We start from the raw sequence: 18301 nt of genomic DNA on the forward strand, positions 1-18301 counted from the left end.
GTTCAGATGTTCTGCGCGCCGCGGCGGTGAGACAGCACAGCGTACGAACCGAACGCCGGCAGCCAGGCCGTCAGGACGAGCATGGCACCGGGCGCCGGGGCCCGGCCGTCGGCGACCGACGTGCCGAGCTGGGCGAAGCGGTGGGTCGGGGTGTACGCGGAGACCGCGCACAGCCAGCCGGGAAACAGGGTGACCGGGAACCACAGGCCGCCGAGCACCGCGAGACCCAGGTTGCACACCATGTTGGCCACGCCCGTGGTCTGCGCGGTCAGCCGGTAGCCGTTGCCGAGGCCGAGCACGGCGCGCGCGAAGGGCATCGGGTCCGGGTAGCGGCCGGCCACGAAGGAGACCAGCTCACGGACGGTGACCCGGGAGACCGCTCGGCCCTCCTGCAGCATGGCGCTCATCCGTCCGGCGAGCACGGCACGCTCCGGGGCCGCGCCGAAGAGCTCCAGGGTGCCCTCGTCCGGCTCGTTCAGGCCGAGCATCAGTGAGATCGTCGTGGACTTCCCGGCGCCGTTGCGGCCGAGCGGTGCCACCGTCTCACCGTGCGCGATCTCCAGGTCCACGCCGTCGACCGCGCGCACGGCACCGTAGGTCCTGACCGCCCCCGTGAAGGACACGGCGGGTGGTGTACCGGTCGTCTTCGTCATGGCTATGACGCTACGGAGACGGGGCGGTCCGCAGCAGATGCGCTTGTACGGAGTCCGGGAGGACAAATGTCACGGCGCATCGATCTGACGCCACGTCAGGAGACTTCACAACTCCGGGGCGCTGGGCTATACAGGGGGCGCCGACTGGAACGCGTTCTAGGTCGGCCCGTGACGACCTCGGTGCGGCCGACGGTGCGGACGGCCGCACCGAGGTCTTGGACCTCTCAGGAGCCTCATGCCCATCGACGCAGCCAGGGCCCTCGCGGCCGAGCCACGGACCGGCGAGCTCACCTGGACCGCCAAGGACGTCCAGCTCTACCACCTCGGCATCGGCGCGGGCGTCCCCGCCACCGACCCCGACGAGCTGCGCTACACCCTGGAGTCCCGGCTGCACGTCCTGCCGAGCTTCGCCACCGTCGCGGGGGCGGGCTCCCCGGGCGTCATCAGCGGTCTGTCCATGCCCGGCGTGGACGTCGACCTCGCCCGTGTCCTGCACGGCGGGCAGGCGCTGGCGATCCACCGTCCGATCCCGGCCGAGGGCACGGCGACGGCCACCTCCCGTATCGCCGCCGTGTACGACAAGGGCAAGGCCGCCGTACTCGTCCTGCGCACCGACGTCGCCGACGCCGACGGCCGGCTGTGGACCAACGACGCCCAGATCTTCGTACGCGGGGAGGGCGGCTTCGGCGGCGACCGCGGCCCCTCCACCCGCCTCGATCCCCCCACCGGCGAGCCCGACAGGGTGGTCGAACGGCCGATCCGCGCGGACCAGGCCCTCCTCTACCGCCTCTCCGGCGACTGGAACCCACTGCACGCCGATCCCGAGTTCGCGAAGCTCGCCGGGTTCGAGCGGCCCATCCTGCACGGCCTGTGCACCTACGGGATGACGCTCAAGGCGGTCGTCGACAGGCTGCTCGACGGGGACGTGACCCGTGTCCGCGCCTACTCCACGCGCTTCGCCGGGGTCGTCTTCCCGGGCGAGACCCTGCGCATCCGCATGTGGCGCCAGGACGGCTCGGTCCGGGTGGCCGTCACCGCGGTCGAACGGGACGACGCGCCGGTCCTCGCCGACACGATCGTCGAACACTCCTGAGCCACCCAGCCATCGAGGGGAGCCGCACCATGCGCGCAGCCGTACTGCACGAGATCGGCCAGGACAAGCTGGAGGTCCTCGACGACGTCGAGGCGACGGGCTTCGGCCCCGGCAAGGTCAGGATCCGGGTGCGCGCCACCGGGCTGTGCCACTCGGACCTGTCCGCGATGAGCGGCGTACTGCCGCAGCCCGCCCCGTTCGTGCCCGGCCACGAGGGCGCGGGCGAGATCCTCGAAGTGGGCGAGGGCGTCGGCAACGTGAAGCCCGGTGACCGGGTGGTCGTGTGCTGGCTGCCGGCCTGCGGCGCCTGTCCCGCCTGCAGGCGCGGTCAGACCGAGCTGTGCCTGGCCGGGTTCGTGAACGCGGGCACCGCCAACTTCAAGCGCCCCGGCGGTGACGTCTTCGGCTTCGCGGGCACCGGCACCTTCACCGACGAGGTCGTCGTCGACGCGGGCTGCGCGGTGCCCATCCCGGACGACGTGCCGTACGACATCGCCGCCCTCATCGGCTGTGGCGTGACCACCGGGCTCGGCGCCGCCCTCAACACCGCGGACGTGGAGGCCGGTTCGTCCGTCGCCGTCATCGGGTGCGGCGGCGTCGGCATCTCCGCGATCCAGGGCGCGCGACTCAAGGGCGCGGCCGAGATCGTCGCCGTCGACCCGGTGCTCTCCCGCCGCGAGTCCGCCCTCAGGTTCGGCGCCACGAAGGCGGTGTCGCCGGAGGAACTGCCCGACGCGAAACAGCAGATCACCGGCTGTGAGGGCTTCGACTACGTCTTCGAGGTCGTCGGAAGGTCGGCCACCGCCCGCACGGCCTACGAGAACACCCGGCGCGGCGGCACCCTCGTCGTGGTCGGCGCGGGCGCCATGGACGACTTCCTCCAGCTCAACATGTTCGAGCTGTTCTTCGACGAGAAGCGGATCCTGCCGTCCATGTACGGCGGCGGGGACGTCCTGCGCTCCTACGAGCGGACCGTCGCGCTCTGGCGTGCCGGACGCATCGACCTGGCGGGCCTGATCACCCACCGGGTTCCGCTCGCCGAGATCAACGAGGCGCTGGACCAGATGCGGACGGGTACCGCGCTGCGCACGTGCATCGAGATCTGAGCCCGCTCCTCTCGGACGTCTGTGGAAAGGACCTTTGTGGAAAGGACCTTGATGTCGCTGCCACTGGAAGGGCTGTCCGCGGTCGTCACCGGCGCGGGCCGGGGCCTGGGCCGGGCCGAGGCGCTGGAGCTCGCCCGGCTCGGCGCGGCCGTCGTCGTCAACGACTACGGGCAGCCGGGCCGGGACGGCTCGGGGGAGGCCTCCGCCGCTCCTGCCGAAGAGGTCGCCGCCGAGATCCGCGCGGCAGGCGGCCGGGCCGTCGCCCACACCGGGGACGTCGCCGACTTCGCGCAGGCCCACGCTCTCGTCGAGCTGGCGGTCGCCGAGTTCGGAAAGCTCGACGTGCTGGTCAACAACGCGGGCATCCTGCGGGACCGCATGGTCTTCTCGATGTCCGAGGACGAGTGGGACTCGGTCATCCGGGTCCATCTCAAGGGGCACTTCAACACCATTCGCTTCGCCGCCGCGCACTGGCGGGCACGCTCCAAGGCGGCGGACGGGCCGGTGTACGGGCGCATCGTGAACACGTCCTCGGAGGCGTTCCTGGCGGGTTCGGCCGGGCAGCCCAACTACGCGGCGGCCAAGGGCGGAATCGTCGGCCTCACGACCTCGGCGGTCTTCGCCCTGGCCAAGTACGGGGTGACGGCGAACGTGATCTGCCCGCGCGCCAGGACCCGTATGACGCAGGACGTCTTCGCCGGCCTTCGCAGGCCGCAGGAGGGCCTCGACCCGCTCGCGCCCGAGCATGTCGCCCCGCTCGTCGGCTATCTGGCCTCACCCGCCGCGCAGCAGATCAACGGGCAGCTCCTCGTCGTGCACGGCGGCATGGTCGCGATCGTCGAACGCCCGCGCGTGCAGGCCAAGTTCGACACCAAGCAGGACGTCTTCACGTACGACGAACTCGACGCGCTGCTCACGCCGCACTACGCCCAGCGGCCCACGGGTGAGACGTTCGCGGCCGTGGAAGTGCTCGGTCTCGGGCACGAACCGGCCACGGCGGAGCGCTGAGCAGCGGTGACGACCATGGCCCGGGCCCCGGGGGAGCCCGGCACGGAAACGGCCCAGCCCGTCCTGGGACGGGCTGGGCCGTGTGACGCGGCAGCCGGCCGGTTCGCGGGACTGACACGTCGTCAGTTAACCTGTCGGTCGGGTTCAGGCCCCCGTGCCGGTGTGTTCGGGCTGCTCGGACGACTTGCGGTGCCGGCCGTGCGGTGCCGTCTCCTGGTCATCGGCCGTGCCCGGGCCGCGGTGCCGGCCGTGCCCGGGGTTCTCCTGGGCCTCGGCAGACAGAAGCGGTGTGGTGCTGATGTCGCTCATCTGAAGTCTTCACCCCGTCAACATGATCCTTCGTACAGCCGGGCGATTCTAACGGGCGGCGACGACAGTCGTGTCGGGGGCCGGGTAGGTGGCGCCCCGGCTGCCGCCGCCCTCCCCGTTCCCCACCGGTGTCTGCCTCGTGCGGACCCATACGAGGGGTGTCAGCCTGGTCTCCGCACCTCGCGGAGACAGCGCCTGCTGCAACGGAACCGGTCGTGCCGCACCCGGCTCCAGGGCTTTGGGAACCGGCCGCTCGTCCGCCTCCTCCGCCGACGGCCGGACCCATGCCCCGGGCACCTCCATCCGCGCCACCCCGCACCGCACCGTCCCCGTCGCATACGGCAGCCGCAGCGCCCCCTCCCGCGTCCACAGGCCCGTCCCCGTCAGCCAGCCCGCCGGCGCCGCGAGATGGTGGACCCGGCGGTCCGCGGGGCGCCACACCCCGACCCAGCTGCCCGCCGCACCGTCGAGCCACAGTGCCACCGCGCAGCTCTCCGGCGTCAGCGCCTGGCCCGGCTGGATCGCGAACGGTGTGGTCGGGCAGCCCAGCCGCAGACACTCGGGGAAACGCACCGGCAGTGTGCTGCCCAGCACCCCCCAGCCCAGCCGGTCCTGACCGGGAGACGGCGCGTCCGAGCGGATCAGCAGCAGCCCGCTGTCCGGATCCGCGAGCAGCAGCCGGTCGTTGCTCGAGTCCGTGATCTGCAGCAGCGGCGACACCTCCCCGCCCCGCGCCAGATCCACCACCACCGTCTTCGTGGGACCCCCGTCCGGAGTGCGGTCCAGGGCCAGCATCCGACCCGCACGGTCCAGCCACACCCCGCCCGCGCACCGGCCCGGCACCTCGGCCAGTCGCGCGGGCCTGCCCCGTCCGCCGGCCACCAGCCACACCGTCGTCGACCCCCCGTCCACGGCGAGCGCGAACGCGCGGTCCCCCGTCGGCGCGGGCGGCAGGAGCCACAGCCGGCTCCCCTCCCGTGGGCACTCCACCGTGCCCAGCGGCAGCTCCCCGGTCCCCGGCCCGGTCGGGTACAGCAGCGAGAACAGGTGCCGCCCGTCCACGACGCGGTGGATCAGCACCCGGCCGTCGGCCATCGGCTGCACTTCGGTGCCGGGTTCCTCCGGCTGGTTGCCGGGCAGCGGTACGGCGTACGGTTCGGGGCCGTCCAGGGTCCAGCGCTCCGGGTACCAGGACTCGCCGTCCAGGGCGAGGCGCGCCGCGTAGGAGCCGTCCGCGGTGATCACGCATCCGGGGCGGGCCGCCCAGTCGTTCCCGTCCGCCGTGGCGGTTGTGAAGGCACAGGCCGTCATCATTCGGTCACCTCCGGCGACGAAGCTAGTTTTCGTACGCACGGGCGTGACATCAGCGGAGGGCCGCTTCACACATAAGGGTGTTCGTCCCGGGGTTCGGCTGAGGAAAAGGGGGCGGGTGTGCTGCACGAGGGGGCGCACGGCTCGTCCTCGTGCGACCTCCCCTTCCCGGAAGTGGCCGGCCCGGCGCCGCCGCCCGGCCCGCCTGATCCCCTGGCCCGCGGCCGAGGGGCCAGGGACCCGGGGCAGGTAGCCTTTCCCCCGTGCCCCGTCTGTCAGAAGTCATCGCCGCGCTGGAGACCCTGTGGCCCGCCGAGCGGGCCGAGTCCTGGGACGCGGTCGGCACGGTCGTCGGCGACCCCGGCCAGGAGGTCTCCCGGGTCCTCTTCGCCGTCGACCCCGTCCAGGAGATCGTCGACGAGGCGGTGAAGCTGGGCGCGGACCTGCTGGTCACCCACCACCCGCTCTATCTGCGCGGTACGACGACGGTGGCCGCCTCCACCTTCAAGGGCCGTGTCGTGCACACCCTGATCAAGAACGACATCGCGCTGCACGTCGCCCACACCAACGCCGACCGCGCCGACCCCGGGGTCAGCGACGCCCTCGCCGGAGCGCTCGACCTGAGGGTCGTACGCCCCCTCGTGCCGGATGCGACCGATCCGGAGGGCCGCCGGGGCCTCGGCCGCGTCTGCGAGCTGGACCACCCGCTGGCCGTGCGCGAGCTGGCCGCGCTGGCCGCCGAGCGGCTGCCCGCCACCGCCCAGGGCATCCGCGTCGCCGGCGACCCCGAGGCGCCGGTCCGTACGATCGCAGTCAGCGGCGGCTCCGGCGACAGCCTCTTCGACGACGTCCGCGCGGCCGGCGTCGACGCGTTCCTCACCGCGGACCTGCGCCACCACCCGGCGTCCGAGTTCATGGCGGCTCGCCCCCACAGTCCTCTCGCGCTGCTCGACGCGGCGCACTGGGCCACCGAATGGCCCTGGTGCGAGCTGGCCGCCGCCCAGCTCGACGAGATCTCCGACCGGAACGGATGGGACCTTCGCGTCCATGTCTCGAAGACGGTCACCGACCCCTGGACCGCCCACGCGGCGTCCGGCCCGACGACACACTCTGGAGCCCCCAACTGAACGCCGCGCCCGCCGACCAGATCCGACTCCTCGACGTCCAGGCCCTCGACGTACGCCTGCAGCAGCTCGCGCACAAGCGGAGGTCACTGCCCGAGCACGCCGAGATCGAGTCGCTGACCAAGGACCTCACGCAACTGCGCGACCTGCTGGTGGCCGCGCAGACCGAGGAGAGCGACACCGCCCGTGAGCAGACCAAGGCGGAGCAGGACGTGGACCAGGTGCGCCGGCGCGCCACCCGCGACCAGCAGCGCCTCGACTCCGGCGCGGTCACCTCGCCGAAGGACCTGGAGAACCTCCAGCACGAGATCGCCTCGCTCGCCAAGCGGCAGGGCGACCTGGAGGACGTCGTCCTGGAGGTGATGGAGCGGCGCGAGTCCGTGCAGGAGCGGGTCGCCGAACTGACCGAGCGTGTCGCGTCGGTGCAGTCGAAGATCGACGACACCACGGCGCGCCGGGACGCGGCCTTCGAGGAGATCGACGGCGAGGCCGCGTCGGTGACGAAGGAGCGCGAGGTCGTCGCGGGCTCGGTGCCCGCGGATCTGCTGAAGCTGTACGAGAAGCTGCGCGAGCAGCAGGGCGGCATCGGCGCGGCCAAGCTGTACCAGCGCACCTGCCAGGGCTGCCGCCAGGAGCTGGCGATCACCGAGCTGAACGAGATCCGTGCGGCCGCCCCCGACACGGTCGTGCGCTGCGAGAACTGCCGCCGCATCCTGGTGCGCACGTCCGAGTCCGGCCTGTAAGAGACATACGGCGTGCGGGAGTTCATCGTCGAGGCCGACGGCGGGTCCCGGGGCAACCCGGGGCCCGCGGGCTACGGCAGTGTGGTGCGGGACGCGGCGACGGGCGAGACGCTGGTGGAACGGGCCGAGTTCATCGGGACCGCGACCAACAACGTCGCCGAGTACCGGGGACTGCTGGCCGGGCTGCATGCGGCCCACGAGCTGGACCCGGCGGCGCGGGTGCACGTCCGCATGGACTCCAAGCTGGTCGTGGAGCAGATGTCCGGCCGCTGGAAGATCAAGCATCCGGGCATGAAGCCGCTGGCGATGCAGGCCGCCGCCGTCTTCCCCGGCGGCCAGGTCACATACGAGTGGATCCCGCGCGAGCAGAACAAGCACGCGGACCGCTTGGCCAACGAGGCGATGGACGCCGGGAGCCGAGGCGAGCAGTGGCACGCGTCCCGGTCCACCGCGGAGCAGGGCACGCACCGAGTGACGGCGCCGGATCCGGCGGGGCCGCCGGGCGATGCGCGGGCCGGCGCGGCGCGGACGCGGGCGGCTCTGGCGGCCACGGCGGCAACCTCTTCCGCCCGCCGCCAAGCGGTCCGGCGGCCGGACGGCGCAGCCGCGAACGCCGGGGCGGGCTCGGCGCAGCAGGCCGGCGCCGACGTCCGGGCCGCCCGCAACGTCGCCTCCGCCCCGCCCGACCTCGGCACCCCCACCACCTTCGTGCTGCTGCGGCACGGCGAGACCCCGCTCACCCCGCTCAAGCGGTTCTCCGGCAGCGGCGGCGGCGACCCTGCCCTTTCCGAGGTCGGGCGGCGCCAGGCCGAACTGGTCGCCGGTGCGCTCGCCGCGCGGGGGACCATCCAGGCGGTCGTCTCCTCACCCCTCGCGCGCTGCCGCGAGACGGCCCAGATCGCCGCCGCCCGCCTCGGGCTCGACGTGAGCGTGGAGGAAGGGCTGCGCGAGACGGATTTCGGGGCCTGGGAGGGCCTCACATTCGGCGAGGTCCGCGAGAGGTACCCCGACGACATGAACGCCTGGCTGACCGACCCCGAGGCCGAGCCCAGCGGCGGCGGAGAGAGCTTCGCGGCCGTCGCCCGGCGGGTCGCCGGCGCGCGGGACAAGCTGCTCGCCTCCTACGCGGGCCGCACGGTCCTGCTCGTCTCGCACGTCACACCCATCAAGACCCTCGTCCGCCTCGCCCTCGGCGCACCTGCGGAGGCCTTGTTCCGCATGGAGTTGTCGGCGGCGTCCCTGACCGCGGTGGCGTACTACGCGGACGGCAACGCCAGCCTCCGCCTCCTCAACGACACGTCCCCTCTGCGCTGAGCGGGCGGAGCAGCCCCTCCGCCTCCCGCGCCAGTCGCTCGATCCGGGCCCAGTCCTTCGCCGTGATCGCATCCTGCGGCAGCATCCAGGTCCCGCCCACGCAGCCGACGTTGGGCAGCGCCAGATAGTCGGGGGCGTTGGCCGGGCCGATGCCGCCCGTCGGGCAGAAGCGGGCCTGGGGGAGGGGGCCGGCCAGTGACTTCAGGTACGCCGTGCCGCCGGCCGCCTGCGCCGGGAAGAACTTCATCTCCCGTACGCCCCGTTCCAGGAGTGCCACGACTTCCGAGGTCGTCGACACCCCCGGTAGGAAGGGCACCCCGGACGCCTGCATGGCCGCCAGCAGCGCTTCCGTCCAGCCGGGACTGACCAGGAAACGCGCGCCCGCCGCCACGCAGTCGGTCACCTGCCCGGGCGTGATGACCGTGCCCGCCCCGACCACCGCGTCCGCGACCTCGGCCGCGATGGCCCGGATCGCATCGAGCCCGGCCGGGGTGCGCAGCGTCACCTCGATCGCGGGCAGTCCGCCCGCCACCAGCGCCCGCGCCAGCGGTACGGCGTCGGCGGCGTCCTCGACGACGACCACGGGGACGACGGGCGCCAGATCGAGTACCGAGACGGCGGACGGCGACGAGGGCAGCGGTGAGGTCATGGCCTCATCCTGCCCACGGAAAGCAGCATGCGCAAAAGTCATTGCGCATGCTGCAACGAAGAAGAACCGAGGTCAGTGGATCTCCGTCACCACCACGTCCAGCGACCATGCGCTCCCGGCCCTGGCGGGCGCCTGGACCTCCACCACGTACCCGAGGTCCCGCAGTGCCTCCACCAGGCCCGCCGGGTCCTTCGGGGCGGCCCCCGCCGTCAGCAGGGCGCGGACGATGCGCCCCTTGGTGGCCTTGTTGAAGTGGCTGACGACCGAGCGCTTCTCCACCCCGTCCACGATCTGCGAGTGCAGCACCCGCACGGTCGCCGTCCGCCCCGCGACCTCTCCCTTCGGCTTCCACGCGGCGGCGTACGCGGAGGACCGCAGGTCGAGGACCAGCCCGCCGTCGGCCGCCTCGGGGAGGACGGAGGCCATCGGTGTGCGCCAGTGCGCGCCGAGCGCCCCGAGCCCGGGCAGTTTCACGCTCATCGAGCAGCGGTACGACGGGATGCGGTCGGTCACGCGGACCGCGCCCCACAGCCCGGAGAAGACGAGCAGGGACCCGGCCGCGCGCCGTTTGGCCGGCGCGTCCAGCGAGGCGAGGTCCAGGGCGTCGTACAGGACACCGGTGTAGATCTGCCCGGCGGGCCGTGCCCCCGCCGTCCGCAGCCCGGCGTTCTTGGCGGCTTCGTCGCGCAGGCCCTCGCTGAGTCCCAGCACTTCGCGCGCCTTGTCCTCGTCGCCCGCGCACAGCTCCACGAGCTCACCGAGGACGGCCTCCCGTGCGTCGGTCAGCCCCGGCAGCGACAGCGCCTGAAGGTTCAGCGGGGCGCCGCGACCGGAGGACGCCTTGCCTTCGGACGGCGGCAACAGCACGAGCACGGATTCTCCTTGAGGCCGAGGGGCGGGGCTCCGGTCAGGTTACGGGGTGCCGTCGGGGCGGTTCTGCGTCCGGGGCGGTGCTTCCGGCGCTACGGAGAGCGAGGAAGGCGCGGATCGCGCCTGCGTGATCGCCCGGACGACACGGTCGGCGTCGACGGCGTGGAAACGGACGACGCGCACCGACCGCCGACGACCGAGATAGGTCAAGTGGGTCACGGGCTCGGTGAGTTCGAGCGTGACGGAGGTCTGCGAGCCGACCGGGAGGTCCAGTTCGCCGTCGGCCCGCTCGTGCACGGTGCGCAGTTCGCGGCGCACGGTCGCGATCTGCTCCAGCGGTACGCGCAGATCGACGTGGACGGCGCGGCGGATGCGAAGACAGGTGGTGTGCAGGACGTGCGGGTGCACGACGTAGGCCGCGTAGAGGGCGACGACGGTCGACGACGAGGACGACGCCCGTCCCTCTACAAGCACTTCCCCGACAAACACGCCGTCGAGGTCGAGCTCGTCGCCCAGATGCTCGACGAGACGGCGAAGGCCCTGGAGTCGGCCGAGTCCCGCAGCCCCGGCTCGCTGCAGACGCTGGCGGAGGCGTACCGGACGTACGCCCTCGCCCACCCGCACCTGTACCGCCTGGCCACCGAACGCCCGCTGCCCCGCGCGTCTCTGCCACCGGGCCTCGAGGACCGGGCCGCGCTGCCGCTGCTGCGCGCCTGCGGCGGGGACCTGGACCTGGCCCGGGCCACCTGGGCCTTCGCGCACGGCATGGTGATCCACGGGCGGTTTCCCGGTGACGCGGACCTGGAGGCGGCATGGAAACGGGGCCTCCAGGCGTTGCATCGCTAGAGGGGCACGACATTCCCAAGGGGAACAGGGGGGCAGGGTGAGCACGCGGGACCCTGGCGGCCCTGGTCTACGCTCCGGCCGCCGCGGCCTCCCGGCCAGCGGCCCTCCCCTCCGCCGAGGTCCTCTTCGCCCTCGCCGGCCTGGGCGTCCTGTGCACGGCCGTCGCGTTCGTCGCCTTCCTGGAGCTGATCAAGGAGGTGGGCCCGACCCGCTCGACGGTCATCACATACGTCAACCCGGCGGTCGCGGTCGCGGCGGGCGCGATCTTCCTGGACGAGCGGCTGACGGCCGGCGTCCTGGCCGCCTTCGTCCTGATCCTGGCCGGCTCGGTGCTGGCGACGGCCGCCGGTCCGAAGAGGGACAGCCGCCCGGTAACATGGTCCACACGGCAGACGAGCCGGGCGGACGGCCGCGTGGAGTCCCCCTAGGGGGCTCCCCGAGGAACGTCCGGGCTCCACAGGGCAGGGTGGTGGCTAACGGCCACCCGGGGTGACCCGCGGGAAAGTGCCACAGAAAGCAAACCGCCGGGGACCGTATCCGTACGGCCTCCGGTAAGGGTGAAACGGTGGTGTAAGAGACCACCAGTGCCCAGGGTGACCTGGGCAGCTCGGTAAACCCCACCCGGAGCAAGGTCAAAAGGGGCCGCCTTTTCGAAAGAAGGGGCGTCCCTGCGCGGACGTTCGAGGGCTGCCCGCCCGAGTCCGCGGGTAGACCGCACGAGGCCGGCGGCAACGCCGGTCCTAGATGGATGGCCGTCACCGAGGGGCCCGCGAGGACCCTTCGGGACAGAACCCGGCGTACAGCCCGACTCGTCTGCCGCTACCTGCGGCTTTGCCTGGGAAAGGGTCTCTGACCTGCGTCGGAGGCCCTTTCCGATCTTTCGGAGGCTTGCCGCGTTAGGCGGCGAAAGGTCCCTCGGAAGTCCCTCGGACAGCGCTGAAAGTCCCTGAAAAGTCCCAGGAGCAGAGGAGCAGGCGACGCCTCTCAGCTGGTTCGGATTCATCGGACACAGCGCAGAGCGGTGGACAAGCGGGTAGTTGCCGTTAGGCGATGAGCGGCCGATGCCAGGGGAGCGTCCCCGGTTGACCGAAGGTGCGTGGCCGGGGGCGCTCTTGGGGGGTTCTCATAAAACGGGCGATCCACGGCGGCGGCTGATGGAGAATCGGCAGGCCGGGACATCGCTACGGAGGAGCCAGTCGTGAACGTGATGCGCTTCGACGCGGAGGCCGGGGACTTCGTCCTTGGCGTCCGGGAGGAGAGCGTGCAGCTTCTCAGGGGCATGGGCACGATCTGCCTCGGGCCTGGAGGTGAAGGCGCCTCTCGCCTCGAAGGCTGGCAGGTTCCTGGCGTTGCAGGCTGACCTCTACGGCGTCCGGAGCCCGTACCAGCGGACGCTCGTAGGGCGGGTAACGGAGATGCTGCCGTTCACCCCCGAGACCGGCATCGAGCGCCCGGTCCTGAAGTTCCTCATCACTTCGGCCCAGCTCCACGCCATCAACGAGGCCCGCGACGGAGACTTGCGGATGGAACTGGAGGTCACCGGCACGCTGCCCCAGGCCGCCGGCTATCCCGGCAGCACGACGGAGGTGCTCCATTTCAGCGTCGCCAAGAGCCGCTGGATCGATCAGATCAACGCCCTCGGCCCCTCGGTCGCTTTCGAGATGCAGGTCCCGTTCCCGCTGGAGGACGACCCCCGCGCCGAGCCCGCCCAGCATCTGCGCTCCGCGCAGCGTCGGCTTCTGGACAGCGACATCGACGGTGCGATTCTGGAAGCCCGCCAGGCCCTGGAGTGGGTCAGGCTCCACAGCGGGTGGACCTGGCCCCTCAACAAGGATCCCCGCCAGCGCGGGCAGGACGAGCGATGGGCGGCGATTCGCACGGCTGTGGAGGACCAGGCCAGCGGATCGGTGCACGCGGACGCGGTCACGTCGGCGTTCAAGTACAGCCGGGACGAGGCCAAGGCGCTGATCGCCATCGCTGCAGCGCTGTTGACGGTCGTGGACCAGCCCGTCTGAGTCGATTCCGGCACAAAAGCCGGCGCCCCTCTGGCTGGGGCTCCTTCCCGCCTGCCGTCAGGCGGAACTGCCCTCCTTCTCGGGCTCGGGTGGGGGTCGAGGACGATCAAAAGAGGTTCTGCCGAAGGGAGCGAAGTCGCGTGCGATGCCACGTTCTCTGAAACGATGTGAGTCAACTAGACATGTTTGTATGGAGGTTGCAGCGTGGGAGTGGTGCAGACGTCATGACCGACGAGGTTCGACGTGGCGACGGCAATGACACCGTTTCGAACAAGATCACGGGCGGGCTCTTCGTCGGTGCCGTGATCCAAGGTCGTGACATCACGGTCCAGCTCCCCGAGCAGATCGCTCCTGCACTGTCTGGGCTACCACCTCGCCCTCGATCGTTTGCTGGTCGTAAGGATCAACTGGCCGAACTATCGGAAGCTCTCGCTCCTGATCAGTCCTGTCGGGCGGCAAGGGCCGCGATATCCGGACTGCCAGGTGTGGGTAAGACTCAGCTAGCCCTGCAAGCCGCGTACCGCGCTCTCGACGAGCCGGACTGGTTCTCCGGCGGAGCGCTCTTCGTGGATCTACAGGGCTACGACGATGAGCGTCGCCTTAGCCCCAATCAGGCGTTGGGTAGTTTCTTGCGTGCCCTTGCCATCCCTCGGGAACATGTGCCGGATGAGCTGGAAGACCGCGCCCGGCTTTATCGCACGGTGCTTTCCACCTATGCCGAGCATGGGCGACGAATCCTAGTCATTATTGATAATGCATGTAGTGCGGCGCAGGTTCGCCCGCTGTTGCCCAGCGACGCCTCCACCGCAGTGCTGATTACCTCTCGCGGCACCCTCGACATCGATGCTCGCCTTTACGACCTCGCTGTGCTGACGTCATCCGAGTCGGTAGACTTGATTCGGCAGGTGTTATGGCGGGCCCGAGGATATGATGATACACGTGTCGACGACGCGCCGACAGATGCTACCGAGATTGCGAAACTGTGCGGTCAATTGCCTCTAGCGTTAGACATCTGTGCAGCCCTGCTCGCAGACATGCCGAGTCGGCCACTAGCCTCCGTCAAGAGATCCCTACTTGAAGCACATACCCGACTCAGGTATCTCTGTCGGGAAGACCGAGCAGTACAGGCGTCTTTCGACTTGTCGTACGAGCAGCTTACGGCCTCGCAAGCTCGACTCTTTCGCCTACTCCCTCTCAATCCGGGTCCCGATATATCGAGTCAAGCCGCAGCGCACCTTGCCGATATTGACGAAGGTTTGGCCGACGAGGTGCTTACCGACCTCGCGCGAGCCCATCTGGTCGACCCAGGAGACGTCTGGGGCCGCTGGCGTATGCACGACTTGATCAGGCTCTACGCCGACGGTTGCGGGAGAACGCATGCTCATGAAGACCTACGGGATCAAGCCAACCTTCGGCTGATAGATCACTACGATCGCACCACAAAGGCGGCTGTTGACAGGATTGAAGCCCGCAGTGAGTCCTCTTCCCTGTTCGCCGACCACGATGAAGCGTTGGCATGGCTGGAGACTGAACGAGCCAACCTGGTTGGGATCGTCATTGTTGCTGCAAATGACGGCCGTGATGATACAGCCGTGAGTCTTGCTGCTGACCTAAGTTGGTTCTTTCATCGATCTCGGTATCTTGACGACTGGGTCGAAGTCGGAACGACGGCACTTGCAGCTTCACGCAGGATCGGTGATCGCGACGGCGAGGGAAGGATGCTGAGTAACCTCGGCTCAGCTCTGAAAGAAGCGCGGCGGTTTGAGGAATCCATCGGCCTTCTTGAGGCTGCGGCCTCCTGCTTTCGTGAGGTCGGCGATGTCAACAGCGAGGGTGCAGCGCTCTGCAACCTGGGTGCTGTGATGGTTGACGCGCGGAAATACGATGAAGCTGTTGATGTTCTCAAGTCATCCATGACCAAGCTGTCAGGGGCTTCTCCCCAAAGCGAGGTCGTGATGCTGACCAACCTCGGGCTGGCTCTGACGTCGACGCGGCGGTACGAGGAGGCCGTCAGTGTCCTAGCCGCCGCTGCGTCCCATGCTCGAAGAATCGGCGACCGCAGACGCGAAGGCGTGTCTCTTCTCGGACTTGGGGAAACCTGGGCGAAGCTTGGTCGGTTTGAGGACGCCGTCAACGCGCTTACTGTTGCCATGGAAATTTTTCAAGAGACGGGTGAACGTCGTCGTGAAGGCTCAGTACTAAGCATCCTTGGTGAGACCTTGGGGCAGGTGAACCGCACAGATGAAGCCCTCGAAGTCCTTGCCACAGCTGTCGCTATCCTTCGCGATGTAGATGATCGCCAGCTTGAAGGTAAGGCCTTGGCTACTCTCGGCTCAATTCTGAGGCAGGCGTACCGCTTCGAGGAATCCATCAAAACTCAAAGAGAAGCTGCGTCCATATTTCATGGGATCGGCGACTACTATCGCGAGGGCGTTGCGCTGGCCGAGGCTGGTGAGGTCCTGCAGGACTTGCGAAAATTTGAAGAGGCATTGGATGCACACAAGGCCGCAGCAGCAATATTCCACACATCTGGCGAATTCACAACGAAGCTTTGGCGCAAGCAAGCATCGGAGCTTCCTTGGTCGAGTTGAAATATTTCGATGAAGCGATTGCTGTCCTCACCCCCGTTGTTGCCACGCTGCGAGAAGTTGGCGATGCAGCTTGTGAAGGGGTAGCGCTAGCCAACCGGGGATTCGCTCTAAGGTCTATTCGACGGTTCGACGAGGCCGTCGTTAACCTCGCTTCTGCTGCTGCCATATTCCGCGAGATCGGAGACCAGCATCGCGAGTATATGGCTGCCATCAACCTCAGTGCAGCGCTGCAGGGCCAGATTTCTCAGTAATACCTGCTTTCCAAACCTTGATCGACTCCCGGGCTCGTCACGGCCCCGGCGTAGTTCTCCCTTGAGTCGTTCTGCCCGGGTTTGACGTGGCCGGTTGCAGGACGAGCGCGACTTCTGATGATCTTTCAGGTCTCTAGGCCAAAAGATCGTCACAGGAGTCGCGCTCGTGCCCGTATCTTCGCTGATCCCCCCTGCCGTTGGCCAACTCGCGGACCTCGCCCGGTGGGAGACCGAGCTCACCAAAGACCCGGTAGGAGTGGAGTCCGAGCTGGTCAGCAGGTTGCGCCGGGTCCCTGACCTGCGCGCGAAGCGTGGCCGACGCCACGCCCTCGTGGTGATCCTGACACTGACCGCGTGCGCGACACTGGTGATCGGCGGCGACTCGATCGCCGCGATCTGGCAGTGGGCGGCCCGTGCCCCGCAGGCGAAACTGGCCCGTATCGGCACCCGGCACGACCCGCTGACCGGCCGCTACCTCGTGCCGAGCGAGCGCACCTTCCGGCGAGTCCTCACCCATCTGGACGCCGACGCCCTGGACACCGTGACCTGCGAATACACCGCTGACCTCGCGCGCGGCACCCTTCCCGCACCCGAGATCCCCGCCACCCCGGGACCGGTGGAACGCGAACAGCGCCGTGCCATCCAACGTTCGGCTGAACACCCGGTGCCGGACGGGTTGCTGTCCGCCGCCGCCCTGGACGGCAAGGCCCTGACCGGCGCCCGCACCCAGAGCGGGCGGGTCTTCCTGGTCGGCGCGATCGACCACACCAGCGGCGCGGTCCTGGGCCAGAGGCAGGTCCCCGACAAACGGGGTCTTCGAAGTTAGGCGGGGTAGAGGTGTCCTCGGGCTCGCCGGGTGGTGACGCACCGTGTCCGCAGCCGCTGATTCTCGGCATTGCGGAACCCGAAGGCGTTGCGGGCGACGAGCTTGATCACGCGGTTGATCCCTTCGCTCTTGGCGTTGTGGTGCCCGGTGTCGATGAACGCGGCGATCTCGGGCCACCAGCGGTCGACGGTGGCGGCGAGTTTGGTGACCTCGGGGATGTCGCTGTCCGCGCACCAGGTGAGGAACTTCCATCTGGCGTGGCCGATTTGCTCGCGGTCGGCGCTGGTGCGGGCCAGAGCGAGCAGGGTGCGCAGGCTCTCCTTGGCGATCCAGGCGGTGAGCAGTCGCTGTCCGATCGGCCCTTCGTCCAGGAGCGGGTTCCACATCCGTTCGAACTGTTCGTGGGTGAGGTCCTCGCGGTTGCGCAGGAGGCGGTTGCGGGCCTTCCACTCCGGGTCGGTGGCGCGTCCGCGTCGGCCCCGGACTTCGGCGGTGGTGCGGCGCCGAACAGTGGAGAGCATCTTGTTGGCAAGCTGGACGACATGGAAGTGGTCGACCACGATCAGCGCGTGGGGCAGGCCGGTGCGGATGGCGGCGCGGTAGGTGGCCGACATGTCGATGGCGACGTAGCGGATGTTCGTGCGCCAGTTCAGTGGGGTGGTGGACAGCCAGGCCAGGACGTCGGCGGCGCTGCGTCCCTCGACCTGGCCGAGGAGCCCACCAGTGCCGAAGGCGTCGACGAAGCCGGTGTGCCATCGGTCCCGGGTCAGCTGCCACTTCCCGGTGTCGGGGTCCTGCTCCCAGCGGGGTCGCCCGCGCCTCGTCTCGTCCACGCCCAGCGTCTCCACTCCGGGCAGCTCGGCCTCGGTCACCTCACCGGAGGCCGTGCGGAATGCGGACATCACCGTTGGCCAGGAGACGTGCAGGTCGCGGGCAGCCTGGACGACGGTGGAGCCGGCATCACGCACCCGCAGGGCCGCGGCGCGACGAAGCCGGGCAGTGATCCGGGCACCCGCCGGAATCTGGGGCACCTGCTCGGTGAAGGACTTTCGGGCGCAGTCCGCTTCATGGCAGTACCAGCGGCGTTTGAGCCATGCCAGCTCCAATCCCCGTTCCCCGTAGGGGAGATCACGTGGACGGGTGCGGACCAGGCCCTTCACCCGTGAAGCGAACGTCCCGCAGGACGGGCAGGCCCGCGCGGTCTCGTCCGCGGTGATCAGGTGCACCCGCCGGGTGCCGTCCGTCAGGCGCTCGACTCGCTCCACGGCCAGGCCGTCGAGGTCCAACAGCGTCGTCGTATTGTTGTCCAAGCCCGTGGTTCCATGTGATCAAGCTGCGTAGAGAACAGTCATGATCGTTTATGGCCACGGGCGCCTTGCGTCCAGGGGCCCGGACAGCCAATCACTCACACTGCGTGACAGGCACGAGCAACGACGGACATCACACCCCGCCTAACTTCGAAGACCCCCATTCCTTCTACGCCGGCATGCGCAGGACCTCTGTCAATCCCCTGGTTTCGTAGAGACCTCTCCTATGCGGCCTGGCACCTCTGGTCGCTCTTCTTGCGTGCTTCGGTGATGGTCCGTTCGAAC

General features: G+C 69.5%; 18 protein-coding genes, 1 other RNA gene and 2 pseudogenes. 14 read left to right on the top strand and 7 right to left on the bottom strand.

All coding sequences use genetic code 11. The annotated features are described in order from the left end of the window. Positions 1–2 precede the first annotated feature (2 nt). Positions 3–653 (bottom strand): ATP-binding cassette domain-containing protein, encoded by a 651-nt coding sequence (locus tag ACZ3TS_RS29270; RefSeq protein ID WP_467623801.1) that lies wholly within the window; start codon positions 651–653, stop codon positions 3–5. Positions 654–888: 235 nt separating this feature from the next. On the opposite strand from ACZ3TS_RS29270, the gene ACZ3TS_RS29275 reads away from it, so the two are divergent. Genes ACZ3TS_RS29275 through ACZ3TS_RS29285 form a run of 3 tightly spaced genes read left to right on the top strand, consistent with a single transcriptional unit; the run spans position 889 to position 3860 of the window. Then, positions 889–1746, top strand: a complete 858-nt coding sequence (locus tag ACZ3TS_RS29275; RefSeq protein ID WP_467623803.1) for a MaoC/PaaZ C-terminal domain-containing protein — start codon at positions 889–891, stop codon at positions 1744–1746. A 29-nt stretch (positions 1747–1775) separates the two neighbouring features. Then, positions 1776–2852 (top strand): Zn-dependent alcohol dehydrogenase, encoded by a 1077-nt coding sequence (locus ACZ3TS_RS29280; RefSeq protein WP_467623805.1) that lies wholly within the window; start codon positions 1776–1778, stop codon positions 2850–2852. Between the two features lie 51 nt (positions 2853–2903). Next, the gene (locus tag ACZ3TS_RS29285) at positions 2904–3860 is read left to right on the top strand and encodes a 3-oxoacyl-ACP reductase (RefSeq protein WP_467623807.1); all 957 of its coding nucleotides are present in this window, start codon (positions 2904–2906) and stop codon (positions 3858–3860) included. Between the two features lie 144 nt (positions 3861–4004). On the opposite strand, the gene ACZ3TS_RS29290 is transcribed toward ACZ3TS_RS29285, so the two are convergent. Together ACZ3TS_RS29290 and ACZ3TS_RS29295 are read right to left on the bottom strand one after the other, a co-directional pair. After that, on the bottom strand, positions 4005–4169 hold the full coding sequence (locus tag ACZ3TS_RS29290) for a hypothetical protein (RefSeq protein WP_467623809.1): 165 nt from the start codon (positions 4167–4169) through the stop codon (positions 4005–4007). 48 nt (positions 4170–4217) lie between these two features. Continuing rightward, positions 4218–5480: a hypothetical protein gene (locus ACZ3TS_RS29295; RefSeq protein WP_467623832.1), complete on the bottom strand. Its 1263-nt coding sequence runs from the start codon at positions 5478–5480 to the stop codon at positions 4218–4220. A 263-nt stretch (positions 5481–5743) separates the two neighbouring features. Here ACZ3TS_RS29295 and ACZ3TS_RS29300 point away from each other — a divergent pair, with 263 nt between their 5' ends. The 3 genes from ACZ3TS_RS29300 to ACZ3TS_RS29310 are packed head-to-tail and all read left to right on the top strand — an operon-like array spanning position 5744 to position 8661. Further along, a complete protein-coding gene (locus ACZ3TS_RS29300) occupies positions 5744–6607 on the top strand; it encodes a Nif3-like dinuclear metal center hexameric protein (protein ID WP_467623811.1) in 864 nt (287 codons plus the stop codon). After that, positions 6604–7347: a zinc ribbon domain-containing protein gene (locus ACZ3TS_RS29305; protein WP_467623835.1), complete on the top strand. Its 744-nt coding sequence runs from the start codon at positions 6604–6606 to the stop codon at positions 7345–7347. Before ACZ3TS_RS29300 ends, ACZ3TS_RS29305 begins: the two co-directional genes overlap by 4 nt. A 12-nt stretch (positions 7348–7359) precedes the next feature. After that, positions 7360–8661: a bifunctional RNase H/acid phosphatase gene (locus ACZ3TS_RS29310; RefSeq protein ID WP_467623813.1), complete on the top strand. Its 1302-nt coding sequence runs from the start codon at positions 7360–7362 to the stop codon at positions 8659–8661. Here ACZ3TS_RS29310 and eda read toward each other — a convergent pair. The 3 genes and pseudogenes from eda to ACZ3TS_RS29325 all read right to left on the bottom strand — a co-directional run. After that, positions 8636–9310, bottom strand: a complete 675-nt coding sequence (eda, locus tag ACZ3TS_RS29315; protein ID WP_467623815.1) for a bifunctional 4-hydroxy-2-oxoglutarate aldolase/2-dehydro-3-deoxy-phosphogluconate aldolase — start codon at positions 9308–9310, stop codon at positions 8636–8638. The genes ACZ3TS_RS29310 and eda overlap by 26 nt on opposite strands. Positions 9311–9382: 72 nt before the next feature. Then, on the bottom strand, positions 9383–10183 hold the full coding sequence (yaaA, locus tag ACZ3TS_RS29320) for a peroxide stress protein YaaA (RefSeq protein WP_467623817.1): 801 nt from the start codon (positions 10181–10183) through the stop codon (positions 9383–9385). Positions 10184–10222: 39 nt separating this feature from the next. Further along, positions 10223–10615: pseudogene (locus tag ACZ3TS_RS29325) on the bottom strand (hypothetical protein); the annotation flags it as partial. Between ACZ3TS_RS29325 and ACZ3TS_RS29330 the strand changes: the two are divergent. The 8 genes and pseudogenes from ACZ3TS_RS29330 (at position 10583) to ACZ3TS_RS29365 (ending at position 16709) form a co-directional block, all read left to right on the top strand. Continuing rightward, the gene (locus tag ACZ3TS_RS29330) at positions 10583–11026 is read left to right on the top strand and encodes a TetR-like C-terminal domain-containing protein (protein ID WP_467623819.1); all 444 of its coding nucleotides are present in this window, start codon (positions 10583–10585) and stop codon (positions 11024–11026) included. The pseudogene ACZ3TS_RS29325 and the gene ACZ3TS_RS29330 overlap by 33 nt on opposite strands. Positions 11027–11088: 62 nt before the next feature. Beyond that, positions 11089–11304, top strand: a pseudogene (locus ACZ3TS_RS29335) (EamA family transporter); the annotation flags it as partial. 115 nt (positions 11305–11419) lie between these two features. Next, an RNA gene (gene rnpB, locus ACZ3TS_RS29340) (RNase P RNA component class A) lies at positions 11420–11842 on the top strand. 382 nt (positions 11843–12224) lie between these two features. After that, positions 12225–12386 (top strand): hypothetical protein, encoded by a 162-nt coding sequence (locus tag ACZ3TS_RS29345; RefSeq protein WP_467623820.1) that lies wholly within the window; start codon positions 12225–12227, stop codon positions 12384–12386. Continuing rightward, entirely contained in the window at positions 12376–13041 is a 666-nt protein-coding gene (locus ACZ3TS_RS29350; RefSeq protein WP_467623821.1) for a hypothetical protein, read from the top strand. Before ACZ3TS_RS29345 ends, ACZ3TS_RS29350 begins: the two co-directional genes overlap by 11 nt. Before the next feature lie 224 nt (positions 13042–13265). Continuing rightward, the gene (locus ACZ3TS_RS29355) at positions 13266–15632 is read left to right on the top strand and encodes an ATP-binding protein (protein WP_467623824.1); all 2367 of its coding nucleotides are present in this window, start codon (positions 13266–13268) and stop codon (positions 15630–15632) included. Beyond that, positions 15620–15883, top strand: a complete 264-nt coding sequence (locus tag ACZ3TS_RS29360) for a hypothetical protein (protein ID WP_467623825.1) — start codon at positions 15620–15622, stop codon at positions 15881–15883. The genes ACZ3TS_RS29355 and ACZ3TS_RS29360 overlap by 13 nt, the downstream gene beginning before the upstream one ends. Positions 15884–16049: 166 nt before the next feature. Continuing rightward, entirely contained in the window at positions 16050–16709 is a 660-nt protein-coding gene (locus ACZ3TS_RS29365; RefSeq protein ID WP_467623826.1) for a transposase family protein, read from the top strand. On the opposite strand, the gene ACZ3TS_RS29370 is transcribed toward ACZ3TS_RS29365, so the two are convergent. After that, on the bottom strand, positions 16706–18019 hold the full coding sequence (locus tag ACZ3TS_RS29370; protein ID WP_467623829.1) for an ISL3 family transposase: 1314 nt from the start codon (positions 18017–18019) through the stop codon (positions 16706–16708). The two genes, ACZ3TS_RS29365 and ACZ3TS_RS29370, sit on opposite strands and share 4 nt — an antisense overlap. Positions 18020–18301 lie beyond the last annotated feature (282 nt).

It is taken from the genome of Streptomyces sp. NPDC022910, from assembly GCF_055561075.1.